Source organism: Halomonas sp., assembly GCF_029263665.1.
In the GTDB taxonomy this organism is placed as follows: domain Bacteria; phylum Pseudomonadota; class Gammaproteobacteria; order Pseudomonadales; family Halomonadaceae; genus Halomonas.
In genome coordinates, this window is record NZ_JAJUFQ010000020.1 from 38,563 (window position 1) to 57,684 (window position 19,122).

Annotated in this window: 18 protein-coding genes; 5 read left to right on the plus strand and 13 right to left on the minus strand. The window is 58.8% G+C overall.

Features of this window, described 5'->3' with window-relative positions; genetic code table 11:
- Positions 1-59: 59 nt before the first annotated feature.
- Positions 60-1,598, plus strand: coding sequence for an apolipoprotein N-acyltransferase (lnt, locus tag Q1K07_RS16825; protein WP_300313570.1), 1,539 nt, complete (start codon positions 60-62; stop codon positions 1,596-1,598).
- A gap of 90 nt (positions 1,599-1,688) precedes the next feature.
- Here the strand turns inward: lnt and phaC are convergent, their stop codons facing one another.
- The 5 genes from phaC to prmB all read right to left on the minus strand — a co-directional run bounded on the left by phaC (position 1,689) and on the right by prmB (position 6,952).
- Positions 1,689-3,527 carry a class I poly(R)-hydroxyalkanoic acid synthase gene (gene phaC / locus Q1K07_RS16830; RefSeq protein WP_300313573.1) on the minus strand — a complete coding sequence of 613 codons (1,839 nt, stop codon included), beginning with the start codon at positions 3,525-3,527 and terminating at the stop codon, positions 1,689-1,691.
- A 102-nt stretch (positions 3,528-3,629) separates the two neighbouring features.
- Positions 3,630-4,106 (minus strand): phasin family protein, encoded by a 477-nt coding sequence (locus Q1K07_RS16835; protein ID WP_300313576.1) that lies wholly within the window; start codon positions 4,104-4,106, stop codon positions 3,630-3,632.
- A 192-nt stretch (positions 4,107-4,298) separates the two neighbouring features.
- Complete coding sequence (locus Q1K07_RS16840; protein WP_300313581.1) at positions 4,299-4,712, minus strand: hypothetical protein; 414 nt, start codon at positions 4,710-4,712, stop codon at positions 4,299-4,301.
- Between the two features lie 143 nt (positions 4,713-4,855).
- Positions 4,856-5,941: a chorismate synthase gene (gene aroC / locus Q1K07_RS16845; protein ID WP_300313582.1), complete on the minus strand. Its 1,086-nt coding sequence runs from the start codon at positions 5,939-5,941 to the stop codon at positions 4,856-4,858.
- 57 nt (positions 5,942-5,998) lie between these two features.
- Positions 5,999-6,952 carry a 50S ribosomal protein L3 N(5)-glutamine methyltransferase gene (prmB, locus tag Q1K07_RS16850; RefSeq protein ID WP_300313585.1) on the minus strand — a complete coding sequence of 318 codons (954 nt, stop codon included), beginning with the start codon at positions 6,950-6,952 and terminating at the stop codon, positions 5,999-6,001.
- A gap of 199 nt (positions 6,953-7,151) precedes the next feature.
- Between prmB and Q1K07_RS16855 the strand changes: the two genes are divergently transcribed.
- Positions 7,152-7,727 (plus strand): Smr/MutS family protein, encoded by a 576-nt coding sequence (locus Q1K07_RS16855; RefSeq protein WP_300313587.1) that lies wholly within the window; start codon positions 7,152-7,154, stop codon positions 7,725-7,727.
- A gap of 46 nt (positions 7,728-7,773) precedes the next feature.
- Here the strand turns inward: Q1K07_RS16855 and Q1K07_RS16860 are convergent, their stop codons facing one another.
- Genes Q1K07_RS16860 through Q1K07_RS16875 form a run of 4 tightly spaced genes read right to left on the minus strand, consistent with a single transcriptional unit; the run spans position 7,774 to position 11,454 of the window.
- Entirely contained in the window at positions 7,774-8,871 is a 1,098-nt protein-coding gene (locus Q1K07_RS16860) for a patatin-like phospholipase family protein (protein WP_300313590.1), read from the minus strand.
- A gap of 55 nt (positions 8,872-8,926) precedes the next feature.
- A complete protein-coding gene (locus Q1K07_RS16865; protein WP_300313592.1) occupies positions 8,927-10,135 on the minus strand; it encodes an RNA polymerase sigma factor in 1,209 nt (402 codons plus the stop codon).
- A complete protein-coding gene (locus tag Q1K07_RS16870; RefSeq protein ID WP_300313594.1) occupies positions 10,132-10,491 on the minus strand; it encodes a YciI family protein in 360 nt (119 codons plus the stop codon). Before Q1K07_RS16870 ends, Q1K07_RS16865 begins: the two co-directional genes overlap by 4 nt.
- A 57-nt stretch (positions 10,492-10,548) precedes the next feature.
- Positions 10,549-11,454: a LysR family transcriptional regulator gene (locus Q1K07_RS16875; RefSeq protein WP_300313597.1), complete on the minus strand. Its 906-nt coding sequence runs from the start codon at positions 11,452-11,454 to the stop codon at positions 10,549-10,551.
- 355 nt (positions 11,455-11,809) lie between these two features.
- On the opposite strand from Q1K07_RS16875, the gene Q1K07_RS16880 reads away from it, so the two are divergent.
- Positions 11,810-12,559, plus strand: coding sequence for an NAD(P)H-dependent oxidoreductase (locus Q1K07_RS16880; RefSeq protein ID WP_300313598.1), 750 nt, complete (start codon positions 11,810-11,812; stop codon positions 12,557-12,559).
- Positions 12,560-12,711: 152 nt separating this feature from the next.
- Positions 12,712-13,131 (plus strand): VOC family protein, encoded by a 420-nt coding sequence (locus Q1K07_RS16885; RefSeq protein WP_300313599.1) that lies wholly within the window; start codon positions 12,712-12,714, stop codon positions 13,129-13,131.
- A 111-nt stretch (positions 13,132-13,242) separates the two neighbouring features.
- Here Q1K07_RS16885 and Q1K07_RS16890 read toward each other — a convergent pair whose 3' ends face one another.
- Together Q1K07_RS16890 and Q1K07_RS16895 are read right to left on the minus strand one after the other, a co-directional pair.
- The gene (locus Q1K07_RS16890; RefSeq protein ID WP_300313601.1) at positions 13,243-14,250 is read right to left on the minus strand and encodes an NAD(P)-dependent alcohol dehydrogenase; all 1,008 of its coding nucleotides are present in this window, start codon (positions 14,248-14,250) and stop codon (positions 13,243-13,245) included.
- A 26-nt stretch (positions 14,251-14,276) separates the two neighbouring features.
- Positions 14,277-15,275 (minus strand): MBL fold metallo-hydrolase, encoded by a 999-nt coding sequence (locus tag Q1K07_RS16895; protein ID WP_300313604.1) that lies wholly within the window; start codon positions 15,273-15,275, stop codon positions 14,277-14,279.
- Between the two features lie 275 nt (positions 15,276-15,550).
- Between Q1K07_RS16895 and Q1K07_RS16900 the strand changes: the two genes are divergently transcribed.
- Positions 15,551-16,492 carry a LysR family transcriptional regulator gene (locus Q1K07_RS16900; RefSeq protein WP_300313607.1) on the plus strand — a complete coding sequence of 314 codons (942 nt, stop codon included), beginning with the start codon at positions 15,551-15,553 and terminating at the stop codon, positions 16,490-16,492.
- 51 nt (positions 16,493-16,543) lie between these two features.
- Here the strand turns inward: Q1K07_RS16900 and Q1K07_RS16905 are convergent, their stop codons facing one another.
- Both Q1K07_RS16905 and Q1K07_RS16910 read right to left on the minus strand, forming a co-directional pair.
- Complete coding sequence (locus Q1K07_RS16905; RefSeq protein WP_300313611.1) at positions 16,544-18,136, minus strand: aldehyde dehydrogenase family protein; 1,593 nt, start codon at positions 18,134-18,136, stop codon at positions 16,544-16,546.
- Positions 18,133-19,038 (minus strand): NAD(P)-dependent oxidoreductase, encoded by a 906-nt coding sequence (locus tag Q1K07_RS16910; RefSeq protein ID WP_300313613.1) that lies wholly within the window; start codon positions 19,036-19,038, stop codon positions 18,133-18,135. The genes Q1K07_RS16905 and Q1K07_RS16910 overlap by 4 nt, the downstream gene beginning before the upstream one ends.
- Positions 19,039-19,122: the final 84 nt, after the last annotated feature.

Here is a 19,122-nt window from a genome sequence, read left to right on the forward strand (position 1 = left end):
AAGACCGTCCAGGTGACGGTCTATTCTCACTCGCCCCACTTTCTTGAGGATGGATCCACATGCTGGAGCGTCTGTTCAGCGGCCGGACCAGTTACGCCGCCGCCATCATTGCCGGTGGCCTGACAACCCTGGCTTCTGCCCCCTTTTCCCACTGGTGGCTGGCTCCTGTTGCAGCTGCCCTGATGTATGCAGGTCTCTCTCGCCAAAACGGTCGTCAAGCCTTCTTACGCGGCTGGATGTACGGCCTGGGCCTGTTCGGCACCGGGGCATCCTGGGTATACGTCTCGATCCACGAGTACGGCTACACCAGCGCACCCCTGGCCTTCTTCCTGACCAGCCTGTTCGTGGTCTGCATGGCACTGTTCATTGCAGTCCCCCTCGGCCTGTATCGTCGCTTCTGCGGCCAACGTCTCAGCGTGCTCACCTTTGCCGGCGCTTGGGTGCTGATGGAGTGGCTGCGTACCTGGCTGTTCACCGGCTTTCCCTGGCTGCTGCTTGGCACCAGCCAGGTAAACTCACCTCTGGCCAGCCTGGCTCCCATTGGTGGTGTCTACCTGCTTTCTCTGGTTGTCGCCCTGAGCGGTGCCCTGTTCGTACAAGCGTGTCGTGGCCGTTGGCTGGCTCTCGCCCCACTGGCCGTCGCGTGGTTGATTCCCCTGGCGCTGCCGAACCACTGGACCACCGACAAGGGCGAGCCCCTCAAGGTCAGCCTGCTGCAAGGCAATCTGCCACAGGAAATCAAATGGAGTGCCGAGGGCCAGCGCGAGGCCGTCAATACCTATCTCGGCCTGACCACCCAGCTCGGTGTCAAGGGAGACAGGAACGGCAACACTCCAGACATGGTGATATGGCCCGAAGCCGCCCTGCCCATGTTCGAGGACCAGGCCGAACCCGTCCTGGCTCGTGCCCAGGCGGCACTGTCCCCGGATACCGCCCTGATCACCGGCATCCTGCAGCGTGACGAGAACGGCAATTTCTATAACGCCGTGGTAGGCATGGGTAATGCCAGTGGCCACTACCGCAAGGCCCACCTGGTGCCTTTCGGTGAATACCTGCCACTGGAGAATCTGCTGCGCGGGGCCATTGCCTTCTTCGACCTGCCCATGCCAGCCATGACCCCGGAAAGAGGCGAACAAGCGCCGATTCATGCTGCAGGCTACACCCTCGGCAACGCCATCTGTTACGAGATCATCTACTCCGACTTGGTGGCCAGCCGTGCTCGTCAGTCAGACATTCTGCTCACCGTGTCCAACGACAGTTGGTTCGGTGACTCCCTTGGCCCTCACCAGCACTTAGAAATGGCTCGCCTGCGCGCACTGGAAAATGGTCGTTACGTCATTCGTGGCACCAGCAATGGCATCACCGCCATCATCGACGACCAGGGCAATATCCTCGACCAGGCGCCCCAGTTCGAAACTGCCCGCCTCGACGGTCAGGTACAGGCCATGCAAGGACTGACGCCTTTCACTCGCACCGGGAGTTGGCCAGTGTGGCTCCTCGCGGCCCTGATGGTGCTGCCGGGATTGATCTACCGCCGCTCTGGTACTGCCAAGACCGGTTCATCAGCACAACCTCCGTCCGGATACGACAAGCCCTGAAGCCAAATCCATCGACGGACTTCTGACTGGTCCCAACGTAAAAAGCCCGGACTCTGGCTACCAGAGTCCGGGCTTTGTTATGCGTCAAATTCACCCGTTCTGCGTTGATTCCCCCAACACGTCAGGAATGCTCTGCTTGACGTAACGACCAGGGGCAGGCTCCAGCAGCGGAAGCTCCCCATCCCCCAGCTGGCGGGCATCCACCATCTTGTCTGCATCGACATAGCCGTTACCGATCATCCATTCCTGCCAGTGTGGCCACCAGGACCCTTCATGGGCTTCGGCTCCCGCCATCCATGCCTCGTGGCTCTCCGGCAGCTCATCATTGGTCCAGTAGCCATACTTGTTCTTGTGCGGAGGGTTGACGATTCCGGCAATGTGACCGGATCCTCCAAGGACAAACGTGACCGGCCCCTTAGGCAGCAATGCACCGTAGTAACTGCTGTTCCATTTGGCAATATGGTCTTCCCGGGTCGCAACGAAGTAGCTTGGGGTAGAGACCTTGCGCAGATCGATCTTGACCCCATCAAGCTCCACACCACCCGGCTCGACCAGGCGATTTTCCTGGTACAGGTGGCGCAGGTACCAACCGTGGGTTCCTGCCGGCAGATTGGTGCCATCGGTATTCCAGTACAGCAGATCGAAGGCTGCCGGCTCTTCCCCCTTGAGATAGTTACTGACATAGAACGACCAGAACAGATCATTCTCGCGCAACAGATTGAAGGAATAGGCCATCACCCGCCCATCCAGGTAGCCATCCCTCTCCAGCTTGGACTCGATACCCTGCAATACAGGCTCGCTGAGAAAGACACCAATCTCGCCCGGGTCGCGAAAATCCTGCAGCGTCGCCATATAGGTCACGGACTTGACCTTGCGTCCACGACGAGTACTGGTCAGATAAGCCAGAGTAGAAGCCGCCAGGGTTCCACCAATGCAGTAGGACAGGAAATTGGCCGATTTCTCGCCTGTCGCCTGCTCAATACCTTCCAGCGCCGCAATAGGGCCAAACTGCATATAGTCTGCCCAGGTCAGGTCACTCTGGGCAGGTCCCGGATTGCGCCAGGAAATCAGGAATACGGTGTGCCCCTGGTCAACCAGCCACTTGACCATGGAATTCTCGGGGCGCAGGTCCAGCACATAGTACTTGTTGATCCACGGCGGGATGATCAGCAATGGCGTCTTGAAGACTTTCTCGGTACTCGGTGTGTACTGGATCAGCTGAATCAATTCATTTTCCATCACCACCGCACCAGGGCTGATGGCGATATTCCTGCCGACTTCGAAGGCCTTGCGGTCGGTCATGGTAACGTTGAGGCCTTCTGCGGAGTTGGCCAGGTCTTCCCGCAGGCGTGCCAGGCCATCGACCAGGTTCTGGCCTCGTGTCTCCAGCGTCTTGCGCATGACTTCCGGGTTGGTGGAAACGAAGTTGGTGGGCGACATGGCATTGACCATCTGCCGCACATAGAACGACAGATTGCGCTTGTCGCCCGGCGTCATGCCTTCCAGGCGTCCGACCAGCCTTTCCACTGTCTCGGAGAACAGCAGATACTGCTGCATGATGGCGTTGTAAGCAGGCTCGGTGGTCCAGGCCTCATCCTTGAAACGACGATCTCCCTTCGGTGGCTGTGCCAGGGATACTCCAGCGCTTTCCCCATTAGCCACTTGCATGGATTGCTGCCACAGCGCCAGTTGGTCCTGCAGTAGCTTGGTTTGTGTTTCCCACAGCAGAGTCGGATTGTTCATCAGCGACTCTGCCCCCGCCTGAAAGCTGTTGCGGATATCTTCCAGTACGGCATCGGCTGCTTCACTGGGAATCATGCGGCCCAGCATGTCTTCCATCAGTGCCTGATACTGCTCACCAAAGGCAGATAACTGGTCGCTCCACTCCTGAGCTGCATCCTGTGACATCTTCGGGTCACCAGACAACATTGCCACCTCCTGCACACACGAAAGCTGGGTTCTTGTTGATGGAATTCTGCGCGACGCAACCTCCCTGTCGCATCGGTTCTGCCTGCGAGTCAGAAATTGTGCTCAGGAAGATGTCTTGCGACGACTGGAAGCGCGTGCAGGGCTGGATTTCGGGGCTGCCTTCTGGACGGCTTCACTGGCCTGCTCTCCCATCTGCTGGGCGACCTCGCTGGCCTGATTGCCCATCTGGGAAACCTGATCGACAAACGCCTGGCCGGACTCGGCAAGCAAGGCTTCGAGCTGAGCCTTGAACTCCAGGCTCATCTCACTCATGGTGCGTGCATCTTCCAGCATCTGCGAGGACAGCTCGTTGAGCATCTCAGCCTGGCGGGTAGTGAAGTCGCGCAGTCCCTCAGTATCGGCAATTTCTGTCGCATCGCGCATGCGCTCGGTGCCCATCTGGCTATAGCGCTTCATTGATTCCATCTGGTGCTGCGACAACTTTTCCATATTGTCGAGCATCAGGGAATTGAGCTTGCGCATCGGCTCGAAGAACTGACGGGTCTGCTCATTGAAGTTTTCGAATACCTTGTCTTGCATGGCCTTATCCTCCTGATATCAAGTGGTAATGGCCTGTGGGATTGCAATCGGTCAAGTCGTGAACCATCAGGGAAATGATTGTGCTGCATCGCAGCAAACTTCAGTCTGGCATACCCGCAATGACAATTCCATGACAGGAGCCAAATCCCGAGCCCTTCCTTGACAGCCTCCATATCACTGCCAGTTTGCGTATCAGGACTTGCTGCTCCTGCTACGTGTCGAGCTGCTGCGCTTGGTGCGAGAACTGGCCGAGGCTGAGGATCGGCTCGCCGATGCTGCCTTGGCGGCACTGTCGTCTGTGGCAGTATCATCCTCATGGTTTTCGTGACTGCTCGTACGGGCACGACTGGCTGCCTGGGTGAGCATATCGAGCATCATTTTCTGATAGTTGCCAAAGCTGGCCAGCCCTTGGGAAAGCCCTTGCTGCAATGCGGGCTGTTGGAGAAAAGGCTGCATCAGGCTCATTGGATCATAGCCTTCCACTCCGGATTCCATCTGGCGTTGAATCCGGTCAAGCAGATCCTGCTGGAATGCCTCGATGTTGGGCAGGCCCAGCGCCTGGCGAAACTCCTCGGGGGTGAGGTCGAACTCGACATTGATCTTCATGGCGGCCTCTTCATCTACCTATGGTACCGGTCTATAGTACCGGCCATCTGGACTTGTATCCCGGTACCCTGAGTGTAGCAGTCCATTACAGCCAGTCTGGCAAGACTGACTGCGTATCTGGAATGACTCGTCTTCAGAATGACCTAGCGTAGGCGCGGAGTCGACACTTCTACCTCCAGATTCTGTGCTCTATGACGCAGTAGATGATCCATCAGGGTCAACGCCATCATCGCTTCGGCGATGGGAGTGGCACGAATGCCAACGCAGGGATCATGGCGACCTTTGGTGACCACTTCCACGGGATTTCCATGCACGTCGATGGAACGTCCGGGAATGGTGATGCTGGAAGTTGGCTTGAGCGCCAGATGAGCGATAAGCGTCTGACCACTGGAAATTCCCCCCAGCACACCGCCAGCATGGTTGGACAGGAAGCCTTCAGGGGTCATCTCATCGCGATGCTCACTGCCGCGCTGAGTCACGACACCAAAGCCATCGCCGAACTCGACGCCTTTCACTGCATTGATGCTCATCAACCCATGGGCCAACTCAGCATCCAGGCGATCAAAGATCGGCTCACCCAACCCAGGCGGCAGGCCCTCGGCTACGACAGTCACGCGAGCCCCTACCGAATCCTGATCACGCCGCAGTTGATCCATGTAGGCCTCGAGTTCCGGCAGCTTGTCAGGATCAGGGCAGAAGAAGGGATTACTATCCACCGCCTCCCAGTCACGCAACTCGATGGCAATGTCACCCAGCTGGCTCATGTAACCACGCACCTGGATGCCCTGGGCAGCCAGGTACTTCTTGGCGATGGCTCCAGCTGCCACACGCATGGCAGTCTCCCGGGCACTCGAACGCCCTCCGCCTCGGTAATCACGGATACCGTACTTGTGATGATAGGTATAGTCCGCATGCGCTGGCCGGAACTGGTCCTTGATCTTGCCGTAATCCTTGGAGCGCTGATCGGTATTCTCGATCAGCAGGCCAATCGGTGTGCCGGTGGTGACACCTTCGAATACGCCAGACAGAATCCTTACCTGATCCGGTTCGCGACGCTGAGTGGTATGACGGGATGTTCCCGGACGACGGCGATCCAGGTCATGCTGCAGGTCTTCCTCACACAGAGGCATGCCCGGGGGACAACCATCGACGATAGCCCCCAGTGCAGGACCATGGCTTTCGCCGAAGGTGGTTACAGTGAACAGCTTGCCGAAAGTATTGCCAGACATGGGCGTTCCTCAGTCGTTCGGCCTGAATTTCTCATCAACAGGTTTCAGGGAGCCATTTCAGGAAGCAAAGGACGCCTCATGGGCGTCGAGTTCATCAGCGGTAAGGGCAAACACCCCTTGGCCGCCACGCTCGAATTCGAGCCACAGGAAAGGCACTTCAGGAAAGGCCTTTTCCAGGTGGTGGTCGGAATTGCCCACCTCGACGATAAGCACACCACGATCCGTAAGGTGCTCACGAGCCTCGCGCAGGATGCGACGCACAATATCCAAGCCATCATCTCCTGCCCCCAACGCCAGCCCTGGTTCATGACGAAATTCTGCCGGCATGTTGGCCAGATCACGCGCATCGACATACGGGGGGTTGGATACGATCAGGTCATAACGCTGCCCTTGCAGGCCATCGAAGACATCGCTATGCACTGCACGTACTCGGCGTCCTACATCATGGCGGGAGATATTGGCCCGGGCCACGGCCAGCGCATCCTGGCTGATATCCGCCAGGTCCAATTCAGCTGTCGCCAAGTAATGGGCCGCGGCGATACCGATACAGCCAGAACCCGTGCACAGGTCCAGAATGCGTGCCGGCGGCTCCTCGGGAAACCAGGCCTGGAAGCCATCTTCGATCAGTTCGGCAATGGGCGAGCGCGGAATCAGCACGCGTTCATCCACCGCAAAGCTCAAGCCAGCAAAGAATGCCTCGCCCAGCAGGTAGGGTAGCGGTCGACGGTCGCTGATACGTGCGCGAACCAGGGAGACGATACGCTCCCGCTCCATCGGCAACAGACGCGCTTCCTGCACGCTGGGATCCACGTCCCAGGGCAAGTGCAGGGCACCGAGTATCAAGGCGACAGCTTCGTCCCAGGCAGAGTCCGTACCATGGCTATATGTCAGGCCGGCCAGATGGAATTCACTGGTGGCCCAGCGTAAGCAATCGCGCAGAGTGATCAGGCCTTCGGCCAGGGCTTTGTCATCGAGCACCAGCGTAGAGGCATTGGAAGCGGTATCGGCCAAGGGGGCAATCCTGTCGATAGGGTTAACGATAAGCGATCAGCTAGCCCGACCGCGTTCGAGATTGTAGCGAAAACCCTGCACGATTGCTGTTCTCGTACGCAATCTGTACGAACGGAAGAGTCCGCAAAGAAGCGGTTATCGCCGCCACCTTGCCACGTTATACTGTGCAGCCCTGCCAAAACCCAGTTCAGCATTGCCCATGAGTCGACACCAGCCTCCGCCCGATGATGACATCAATGCCTTTCGTCAGGCCCTGAAACAGGCTGGCGTACGACGCATCAAGACCAACCAGGCTGATACTGGCAAGCGCCGCCGTGCCGATGGTGAGCAGGATCCCGCAGCAGCGGCACGTCGTGCCGCTGCCCTCAGTGCTGACAACAGCGTCACAGGTCGTACTTCCGATGGGCGTGTTGAAGCCGTGCGCCCATCGGAATATCTCGACTTCGCCCTGCCCGATCTGCCTTATCGCACCCGCAGTCAGCTCAAGCGCGGTGAAATTTCCTGGGAAGCAGGACTCGACCTGCATGGCTATACCCTGGAGGAGGCACGCGTCGAGCTCGAAAGTTTCCTGCGTGATAGCTATGCATCAGGGCAGCGCTGTGTGCTGGTGGTACATGGCAAGGCCTGGGGGGCCACCACCGATTACCCGGTGATCAAGAGCCATGTCAATGCGTGGTTGCGGGAGTGGCCCAGCGTTCTCGCCTTCTGCTCCGCTACCGATGCTGACGGCGGCACAGGTGCGGTATACATATTGCTGCGCCGCTCAACCCGGTAAGCCATCAGTCCAGCGAACTGACGCTTGCTTATCAGGCACACTTCCATCAACCGTCCGTATAGCGCTCCAGGCGATCCAACGCCTGGCTGGTCAAGTGGCGTCCCAGGCGAATCAGGTCATGGGCACGATGGAATTCAAAGGATCCACATACTGATTTGGGTATCTCCACCAGAATATCCGGCGGACACCCAGCGATCTTGTAGCGTGCCAGCGCAGCCTGGGTGACATCGAAGGACATCAGAATCATCGCCAACCGACTCCACTCCTTCTTGCCCAACGCCACTACGCCGCGTTCGGCACGGTCAGCCTCAGCGGTACGACGCACCGAAGCCAATAGCCGATGGGTGGCTTCTTCCTTCTCATCATCATTTAGCTCATGCGCCTCGACATCATCACTCGCCTCCTTCAAGGGGTCATGCCGCCCACTTCGACGAAGCTCTCCAAGAAACAGGCGCTTTGCACTGGACTTTGCAAATGACCTTGAACGGGAATTTGAGCTGGATTCAGCCTCGGCATTTTCTTCGGGCAGTAAATCCCGAAGCGTCACATTCGCTGCATTGATGGCTGTCGCATTGACGGCCATCATCAGGTCGGCTTCTTCAGATACCGTGGACAGGATCGGCAGGGGATTGAGCAATCCTCCGTCCACCAGAAAACGAGCCTCATCTTCTACCGGCGTGAACACCCCGGGGATGGCAATGGATGCTCGGATAGCCTTGAGCAGGGAACCTCGCTGAAACCACACCTCACGCTGGCGCACCAGATCAGTGGCAACAGCAGTGAAAGGAATCGGCAGGTCCTCGATCTGGATATCGCCGATGAATGACTCGATCTTGCCCATGACCTTCTTGCCATGCATGGCTCCCATGGAACCGAAGGTCACATCCAGCAGGCGCAGCACGCCGAAGGTACTCAGTTCCTCCGACCATTGGCGATAGGCTTCAAGCTGTCCGGCGGCATAGATCCCCCCGATCAGCGCGCCCATGGAACAACCGGCGATCGCGGTGATCTCATAGCCCCGTGCCAGCAGTTCTTCGATCACGCCTATGTGGGCATAGCCACGTGCGCCACCACTCCCCAGGGTCAGCGCAATACGCTTGCCGGAAACCGAAGAAGGATAGCTCTGCCGATGTACCTGGATCATTCCATCCTCCTTGATCGCAATCAGACCTGCTTATCAGGCTAGTCCAATCATTCTCTCAGCCTCCCGTGACTTCCGCCAAGCGCCGCTCAAGGAAACGTCGCTCTGGCTCCTGAGTCACTAGGCTCAGGGCTTGACGATATTGTTCGGCGGCCTCAGGCAAACGCCCAAGACGACGCAGCAGATCAGCGCGGGTGGCCGGCAGCAGGTGATAGTCTGTCAAATGAACCTGATCGAGCAGAGCCAGCCCCTGCTCCAGGCCATCGGCCATGGCCACTGCCACAGCACGATTGAGTGCCACAACAGGGCTCGGCTGCATGCCATAAAGCAGGCTGTAGAGCGCTGCAATACGCCGCCAATCCGTTTCCTCCGCCGTTGCTGCCCTGGCATGATGAGAAACGATGGCCGCTTGCAATGTATAGGGCCCCAGAACGGCGCTGTGCATTGCCAGGCCGATCTGGGCCATGCCTTCCTCGATTGCTTCGCTATCCCAGCGTGACCGGTCCTGATCCTCCAGCAGTACCAGATCCCCTGCCTCATCGGTCCGAGTATCCCGCCGCGAGTGGTGCAACAGCATCAAGGCCAGCAGGCCACGCGGCTCGCTTTCTGCCGGCAGCCACCCTACCAGTTGGCGCCCCAGCTCTATCGCTTGTCGGCACAGGTCATCCCGCACCACGCGCTCCCCCTGGCTGGCGGCGTAGCCCTCGTTGAATATCAGGTAGATCACGGCCAATACCGAGTCGAGGCGCTCGCTCAGGGCATCACCATCGGGCACGTCAAACGGAATGCCGGCATCGCGAATCTTGGCCTTGGCTCGCACCAGACGCTGGGCCAGTGTCGGCACTGGCACCATGAAAGCCCGAGCAATTTCCTCGGTGGTCAATCCGGCGAGTGTGCGCAGCGTCAAGGCAACCTGCGCCGGTCGCCCCAGAGCTGGATGGCAGCAGGTGAACATCAGCCGCAGGCTGTCCAGAGGTTCCGGCTCATCAGGGTCACCTGCGAGCAGCAGTTCAATATGACTGACCAGTTCATTCGACTTGCGCTCGCGCATCTGGCGGTGACGCAACTGGTCCAGCGCTTTATGCCGCGCCGTGGCCGACAGCCAGGATACCGGCGTTGTTGGAAGCCCTTCCTTGGGCCACTGGACCATTGCCGCCTCAAAGGCAGCCTGCAGCGCATCCTCGGCCAGGGAAAAATCACCAAAGCGGCGAATCAGTCCGGCCAGCAGGTGCCCATACTCACGCCGGTAGAGCGTGTCCAGGTTCACAGCCGATACGCCGGATCCACCGGCCGCACTTCCACCGCCCCTCCGACACGCAGTGGCGGGATACGCCGTGCCAGGGCCAGTGCTTCGTCAAGATCACGGCATTCCACCACATGAAAGCCACCCAGTTGCTCCCGACTTTCGACAAAAGGCCCATCCACCATCGTCAGTTCTCCATTGCGCTGGCGCAAAGTGGTCGCGCTGACCGTCGACTGCAAACGCGCACCACCGCGATACGTCCCGCTGGTCACCATGTCCTGAATCAGGATGTTGTAATCCTCCATGACTTCAGCCCGCTCAGTCTCTGGCAATGCCTCCCAAAGTGATTCCTCAATACAGCACATCAGCATGTATTGCATGATCATCCCTCCTTGCTATTCGAAAAGTAGCTGGCCCAGCTTGGCTGTGCCTCACTGTTATTTCGAATGAAGCCCCAGAGAATCGACATCTAGGTCGAGCAGCATCGACCGGGCTGCCAAAGCATCGGCCATGAAAGTCATGAAGGCACGGACACGTGCCACCCGGCGCAAGTCAGGGTGCGTCAATAGCCACAGATCGGTGGCAAGCTCATGGATAGGCTCGCCAAACCGGCACAGTGATGGTTCGGCATCTGCCAGGTAGCAAGGCAATACCGCCAGCCCCTGGCCATCCCGAACCGCTGCCAGCATGCCAAGCAAGGTATCGACGCGATAACAGCAACGCTCGGTAACACCGGCTCTCGTCATCCAGCGCTCCAGCGCGGCATAGCCGAGGTGGCGATCCGGGCCAACCCAGTCGGCATCATGGAAATCCTTGGCGGGTAGATCCCTTCGGCCATAGACCGCCTGGGCAATACGTCCGACCCGGCGCCCAACCAGGTGTTCCGGTGGTGAATCAGAAGGGCGAATCGCTACATCCGCATCACGCTGGGAAAGATTGAACAGCCGATTGGAAATCGCAACTTCCAGCGCAATATCCGGGTGCTCGGCACGAAAGTCCGCGAGACATGGCGACAATATCCCCATCATCAGCGTGTCCGTTGTCGTCACCCTTACGCTGCCGGAAAGACGCAAATCACGCCCTGCAACACGCCGCTCTGCTGCGATGATCTCGGTTTCGACACGCGCCGCCACCGCCGACAGGTCCTCCCCTGCAGAAGTAGCCACATACCCCATCCTGGAACGTTCGAACAGCGCGACGCCCAAGCGGGCCTCAATCGCATTCAAGCGCCGGAATACCGTGGCATGACTGGTGTCGAGCCGACGTCCTGCTCCGGCCAGCGTCCCCGTTGAGACAATGGCCTGAATGATGCGCAAGTCGTCCCAACGCAGCTGTTCATTCATGCAAACTCCATTGGCATATCTATGCAATTCCCGTTCTTTACTGCACAGCTTAGCCTGTACTGACCATTCTCAGGGAACCACTAAATAAATCGACGAGCATACTCAAGCGGCTATGTTCGTTCCCGACGAACCATCGCACTTCCCACATCCATGTGGGTCGCAAGGCGCCCGGAGCACAACAACTGGAGCCTATGGGGTATAGGTGAGGATGGTGAGCACCGCGCACCAATTCGCCGGGAGCGAATTAGAACATCCTTCAGGATGGCCCGAAGGGTAGCCGCCATGGATGGCGGCTATAGCCCAGTGATTGAGTAGCGCAGACATTTATGCAGAGTTTCCATAGCGGAGTCATGTCATGCAGGTTCTAATCGTGTTCTGCCATCCCGAGCCCCAATCCTTCAACGGCGCCCTGAGAGAGTTGGCAGTCTCCACCCTGGAAGATCTCGGCCATCAAGTGGAAGTATCGGACCTCTATGCCGAGAGCTTCGATCCTGTCGAGCATCCAGCACACTATCTACAACGCATCGAGCCTGATCGTTTCCTGCCCCTGACCGAACAACGCCAGGCATTTCAGGCAGGCACTCTGCCCAGCGACGTACAACGCGAGCTCCAGCGTATCGAACGCGCCGATCTAGTGATTCTGCAGTTTCCGCTGTGGTGGCATGGACTGCCCGCCATGCTCAAGGGCTGGTTCGACCGTGTCATGGTCTATGGCGGCACCTATTCCGGCAGCATGCGTTACGACCGTGGCTATTTTTCTGGCAAGCGAGTGATGGCCTCTCTGACTGCCGGTTCACCGGCACCTGCTTTCACTCGTCATGGCCGCGGCGGCGACATGGCAACATTGCTGTGGCCTCTGCATTGCTCACTGTATTACCTAGGTATGACGGTGCTACCGCCGCATGTCATCTACGGTATACAGGGCAGTGGTGTCAGCTATCAGGACGAGAGCGAATTTCGCGCCCACCTGGAAGATGAGAAGGCAGGCTGGATACGCCGCCTGAAGCGGCTCGGCAGTGACGCCCCTATTCCTTTCAGTGGCTGGAGCGACTGGGATGAAGATGGTGTGCTCAATGCGGATCATCCATTGGCCTGGCGCCCTTGAGCCAAGGAAGTCTGTGTTTCTCTGTAGACACGATTGAGCAATATCACAGGACGTGTTTCGAGTGTTGTCGAATCCACGCATCTTCATTCGACATCATGATGTCGAATGAAGATGCCCTTTACCTAATGTCATTTACCTCAGGAGAAAGACTCATGTTGCTCAATGCCTACCTGACCTTCGATGGCAACTGTCGCGAAGCCTTCGAGTTCTACCAGCGCACCCTCGGTGGCGAGATCGTTGCCATGCTCCCCTATTCAGAGGCCCCCGATGATGAACAGATATCCGTCGCTTCCCGGGAAATGATCATGCATGCCCGGTTGGTGGTCGATGGCCATGTCTTGATGGGGTCGGATGTCGCGCCTGAATGTCCTGCTCCCTTCGAAGGCATCAAAGGCATCAGCCTGACACTGGGCGTCGATACCCCCGAAGAGGCTGAGCGACTGTTCCAGGCGCTATCCGACAACGCCACCATACAGATGCCGCTGGAAGAAACCTTCTGGGCCAAGCGCTTCGGTATGCTGACGGACCGTTTTGGCGTTGCCTGGATGGTCAACTGCGAGAAAGAGGCCTAGGGCCTGGCTGACAGGTGCCTACGCTCACCGACTTTCAAGACAAGCCCTGACCTCATGTTTCCAGCGCCTGGTGTTCCAGGCGCTGAAAGCCACTGTCATTGCTGCGGTCTGTCACCAGCTCAGGCAAATCTTGCCGAAATGCTTGCCAGATTCCTGATGACGGAAGGCTGCAGCAATTTCTTCCAGAGCAAAGCGGCTATCAATGAGTGGTTTCATGCCACAGGCTTCGATGGCCTGGATCATTTCCATCTGTTGACGCCGGCTGCCAACGATCAGCCCCTGCAAGCGCGCCTGCTTGGCCATCAGCTTGGCGGTAGGAATGTCTCCTTGCCGCCCTGTCAGTACACCTATCAGTGAAATATGCCCACCAATGCGCACTGCCTCGATGGACTGCGGCAAGGTTCCAGGGCCCCCCACCTCGACCACATGATCGACACCGACGCCCGCGGTGATTTCCTTTACCTTGCGCCCCCACTCGGGCTCCTGACGATAATGGATGACATGCTCGGCCCCCATGGCCTTGAGCCGCTCTAGTTTTTCCTCCGATGAAGACGTGCCGATCACACGCGCTCCCATCATCCTTGCGAACTGCAGAGCAAAGATCGAGACACCTCCCGTTCCCAGCACCAGCACCGTGTCTCCGGCCTTGAGCCCGCCATCAGCAACCAGGGCTCGCCATGCGGTCAGGCCCGCCGTGGTCAACGTGGCAGATTCCTCATGGGAATAGCCCTTGGGCTGATGCGTGAACCAGGTCGCCGGGCGCACCACGCTTTCCAGAGCATAGCCATCGACGCCATCCCCCGGGGTAGTGGAAAAATCACCGACACGCGCAGGTCCTTCCAACCATGTTGGAAAGAATGTCGACACCACGGCATCGCCTACCGAAAAATCCGTCACGCCTGCACCCACTGCCTCGACGACCCCGGCTCCATCCGCCATCGGAATACGACCATCCGCAGTGGGAATGGCACCAATGGCGACACCGTAGTCATGAAAATTGAGCGAGCTGGCATGCAGACGTACACGAATCTCGTCAGGCCTCGGCTCTCCCGGAGCCTCACGCTCTTCCACCACCAGATTATCGAGCCCGCCTGGGGCCTTGAGGGTCACGACTCTCATTCTTCGTTTCTCCCTGAATGCCTATGTCATTCACTGACAGGACCATACTCCACTGGTAACCAACGATAGCCCTCGCCATCACGAATCACATGACCGATGCCGGGGAACGGCATATGTGCCCCGGCCACCCAGTGCTGATCCTTCGCAGCCGCTGACAATACCGCCTGACGAGCGGCAATCGCCTGCTGCTGGTCGCTATCGAATTCGATGGCCACGCTGGGATCGGAAAACTGCACCCCGTAACTGTGGACCACATCTCCCCATACCAGCATGTCTTCATCTTCGTCCTGGAACAGGAAACTGGTGTGCCCAGGAGTGTGTCCAGAAGTATCCTGTGCCGACACACCGTCCATCAGTTCGTCTCCCGGCTGGAAGGTCTCAAGCTTCCCTGCCTGTTGATAGGGAGCGACAGCATTGCGGGCCATCTCAAAGAAGCCTTTAGCATCTTCAGGGGCGGCCGCCGCCTGCTCCTCGCTCAACCAGTAATCTGCATCCGCCTGGCTGACACGTAATTCAGCATTGGGATAGATGGCATTGCCTTCACTGTCTGTCAGGCCACAGACATGATCCGGATGCAGGTGCGTCATCAAGATGGTATCGATATCTTCAGGCGTGTATCCGGAAGCGCGCAGATTGTCGGGCACATGCCCCAGGGTCGGCCCAAAGCACGCCGAAGACCCGGCATCCACCAGCACCAGGTGCTCCCCGGTGTGTACCAGGAAAGCATTGACCGCCGTCTGCACACCGTTCTCGCTATCGATGAACAGGCTATCCAGACGCTCACGAATCTGCTGTTGATCGAGGCCGGACAGCAGCGCGGTATCAATACCGACATAGCCGTCGTATAGCGCCGTGATCTCATCTCCACCGACCATCATGCGAAACCAGCCCGCGACCTGGTCATGACGCTGCTCAGGGGGTGCCGCACTGGCGACGGAGGCCGCCATCATTGACGACGTCACACAGCCAGCACTTATTGCCAGCAACAAGGAACGACAAGGCCTATCCATCAGAAGCTTGGTCATTGGAGGATCCCGTCCAGAGAATTCAGTGTCACCGAGAGAAGTGACATCATGAGAAACAGGTCACGCCATTTATTCCGCGTTTCCTTTATTCGCCTGCGAAGGGATAGCACAGTTTTCCTGTTCTTGCCTGTCCTTCCCCCCTATCCAGGCAAGCTGCACAGGCATGGCACACGAAGCGGGTGAGATGGAACGGAGGCACCTCGCCAGCATCACCTATCAGGAAAACTGACCAAGAGACCAGTACACTCATCGCTTGGGCAATCAGAGAACATCACATGGATATTCCCCACCAACGGCTGGTCTACTTCCAGGTGACAATCGAGGCGGGGTCTGTGCGTCAGGCCGCAACACGCCTGGATATCGCCCCTTCTGCCGTCAGCCGCCAGCTCGCGTTGATCGAGACAGCTCTCGGCGCTCCATTACTGGAGCGCTCACGCAATGGCGTGGTTCCGACGGCAGTGGGAGAAATGCTGCTGGCTTACTGCCGCAAACGCTCAGCCCTTGATGACGCCTTCAGTGAAGAGCTTGATGCATACCAACGCTTGGAAACCGGTCACCTGTCACTGACCGTCGGCGAAGGCTTCGTCGGTGACTTGATCGATACGCCGCTACGTACCTTTACCGAGAGTTATCGAGGCGTACGCCTCGATGTGAATACGGGAAGCACCAGTGAAATCATTGATGCCGTCGTCGAAGACGAGGCCCATATCGGGCTGATGTACCACGAGCGAGTCCACCCCAAGTTGCGCTTCTGGCACTCCAGCCGCCAGCCGCTGGTGGCGCTGATGTCCCCGACGCACCCATTGACAGCAACAGGCGACACCTTGTCCCTGACCACGCTCAGCGAGCACCCTCTGGCGCTGTGGCGTACTGGCCATGGGGTTCGCCAACTGGTCGAGGAAGGCTTCCGGGAAGCCGGTCTTCGCCACCAGGTCAGCATGCAGACCAACTCACTTTCCGTGCTCAAGCATGCCGCCCGTTCCGAACTGACTCTCACGCTACTGCCCGCGTTCGCAGCAGCCAGGGAGCTGGAGGACGGCCTGCTCGTTGCCCGTAGCGTGGACTGTGAACGCTTTCTCCAGGCTCATGCCCATATCGTCACACGAGTCGGTCGGCGCATGCCCAAGGCAGGGCTGCAACTGCTGCGTCACCTGGAACGCTGGATGCGCGCCTTCAACTCACGAACTGAAGCAGGCATCAACGCCACACACTCCTGATCCGCTCAAACCTGCAGCCAGGTCAACCGAACCTGGCTACAGGACCACTCATCAGCCTACGCCATTGCCATAACCCATGGCCACGCTGGCGGATGTCGCCGTTTCCACCCAGACACTCTGGGCAACCGTGTACTCCCTGAGTCCTTCGACGCCGCTGGAACGACCAAACCCACTCTCGCCAAAGCCACCAAACGGTGACATGACATTGATCGCCTTGTAACTGTTGATCCATACCGTACCGGCACGCAGACGAGCAGCCACCCGGTGGGCGCGAGCGGGATCCTGAGTCCATACCGCCCCGGCCAGCCCAAAGCGAGTAGCATTTGCCAGGCGTACTGCCTCTTCCTCGCTATCGAATGGCATGACTACCACCACTGGACCAAAGACTTCTTCCTGAGCAATGGCCATATCTTCGGTGACATCGGTAAGCACGGTCGGGGCCAGATAATAGCCAGTGGCCTCTGACGGCAGGGTCTCCGGACGCTTCCCGCCACACAGTACTCGTGCACCCTGCCGCTGCGCCGTCTCCAGCATTGAGGTAATGTGCTGATATTGCTTTGCGTTCTGCACCGGCCCCATCAGGGTGGCATCATCACCAGGCAGCCCGATCGTTATCTCTCCGGCCGCGCGTGCCAGACGCTTGCAGACCTCATCGAGGACTTCCCTCTGTACCAGCAACCGGGAGCCTGCCACACAACTCTGCCCCGCAGCGGCGAAAATGGCAGCTTGCGCACCAGCCACGGCGTCGTCGAGCCTGGCATCGGCGAAGATGATATTGGCAGACTTTCCCCCCAGCTCCAGCACACTCGGCACCAGACGCTCTGCCCCCGCCTGAGCGATACGGCGACCGCTCTCCGGCGAACCGACAAAGACCAGCTTGCTGATGCCAGGGTTGCCGGTCAACGCGGCCCCTGTGGTCGGTCCCACACCATTGACGATATTGATCAGTCCCCTGGGCAACCCACTACGCTCGAGCAGCATAGCAATCACCACCGACGAGAAAGGGGTCATCTCAGAGGGCTTGAGCACCACTCCATTACCCGCCGCAATGGCCGGAGCCAGCTGCCAGCCGCAGGTGAACATCGGTGCATTCCAAGGCGTGATCTGGCCGACAACACCATAAGGTACAGGACGCACATAGTTGAGATGAGACGTAGGTACCGGAATCACTTCACCATGCTGCTTGTCGCACCAGCCGGCATAGTATTCGAACATCTCGCGGACCTTGTTGACCTCACCGCGACAGTCACGGATGGGCTTGCCCGCCACAACACTCTCCAGCCGTGCCAGCGTCTCCTCATACCCGAGTAACGCCCCAGCCGCAGCCATCATGCGTCGTCCACGCTCACTGGCTGTCAGCGCCATCCACTCCTGCTGGGCACGGGCTGCAGCTTCCACCGCCTGCTCGACCACCGCTCTCCCTGCATCACGATATGCGACAAGGGGAAGCCCCGTCACAGGATCGAGCAGCTCAATGGCCTCCCCCTGCCCGGCCACCAGTTCCCCATTGACCCAGTTGGTCAACGGCGTCTCCGCCTGCATTTCCAGTGCAGCCAATAGTTCGGAAACACGCGCTATTGCCTGGCGGTTAAGAGTATTGCTGTTAAGAACGTCGCTGTTAAGAACATCGCTGGGAGAATTCATTGCACGTCCTCCTGGCGGAATGATGCTTCATTACCTTCGGCAAGGCGCAGAATCGCATCGGTGATATGGTTGAAATCAGCACTGTCGGGCAAATCGTCGCTCTCGGCGTGCCAGCGTTCCACCACCTGGCTCAGCAGATCCAGCGACAGCCCCTGGCCAATGGCAGCGTCGCGCGCCAGACGCAGGTCCTTGCGCATCAGGCCCGTGGTGAAACCAGAGTCAAAGGCGTCGGAAATAATCCATTTGGGGAAGTTGACTTCGCTGACAGCGCTGCGCCCCGAGCCACTATTCAGCCCCGCCAGGCAAGCCTCAGGTTCCACGCCGGCCCGTTGTGCCAACGCGACAGCCTCGGCCGTTGTCAGCAGATGTGCTGCGCACAGGTAGTTGTTGGCCAGCTTGACCACATGCCCGCTACCCGCTGCGCCCACATGGGTGTAGCGCGCAGACATCACCTTGAGCATGGGCTCGACGCGTTCGATGGTTGCCTCCTCTCCACCCAACAGCATGCCGAGGCTTCCCGCTGCAGCCCCTGCCGGCCCTCCGCTGACCGGGGCATCGAGCCAGGCCAGACCTGCCTCGATCACCTTCCCTGCCAGCTCCCGGGTGACCACCGGATCACTGGTCGAAGTATCGACAATCACGCTGCCCATCGGCGCCTGCCGCAGTATTCCGGGAGAGGACTCGATCACCTCTCGAACATGCGCTGACGTGGGTAATGACAGCAGATAGACATCCGCCGCTGGCAGCGCATCCTCCGGACTGATCACCGCGAGCCCTCGCGATGCCATGCTGTTGCGCGCATTCTCCGCGACATCCGTACCCAGAACCTCGAACCCGGCGGCATGCAGCGTCAGCGCCATGTTACCGCCCATCTGACCCAAACCTATTACAACGATCTTCATGCTAACTCCTGGTTTGTGCTTGTCTGAGGCGAGCCGCCAGTGCCGGAATTCAGGCACAGGGGCCCCAGGCCATGCCTCGAGGGC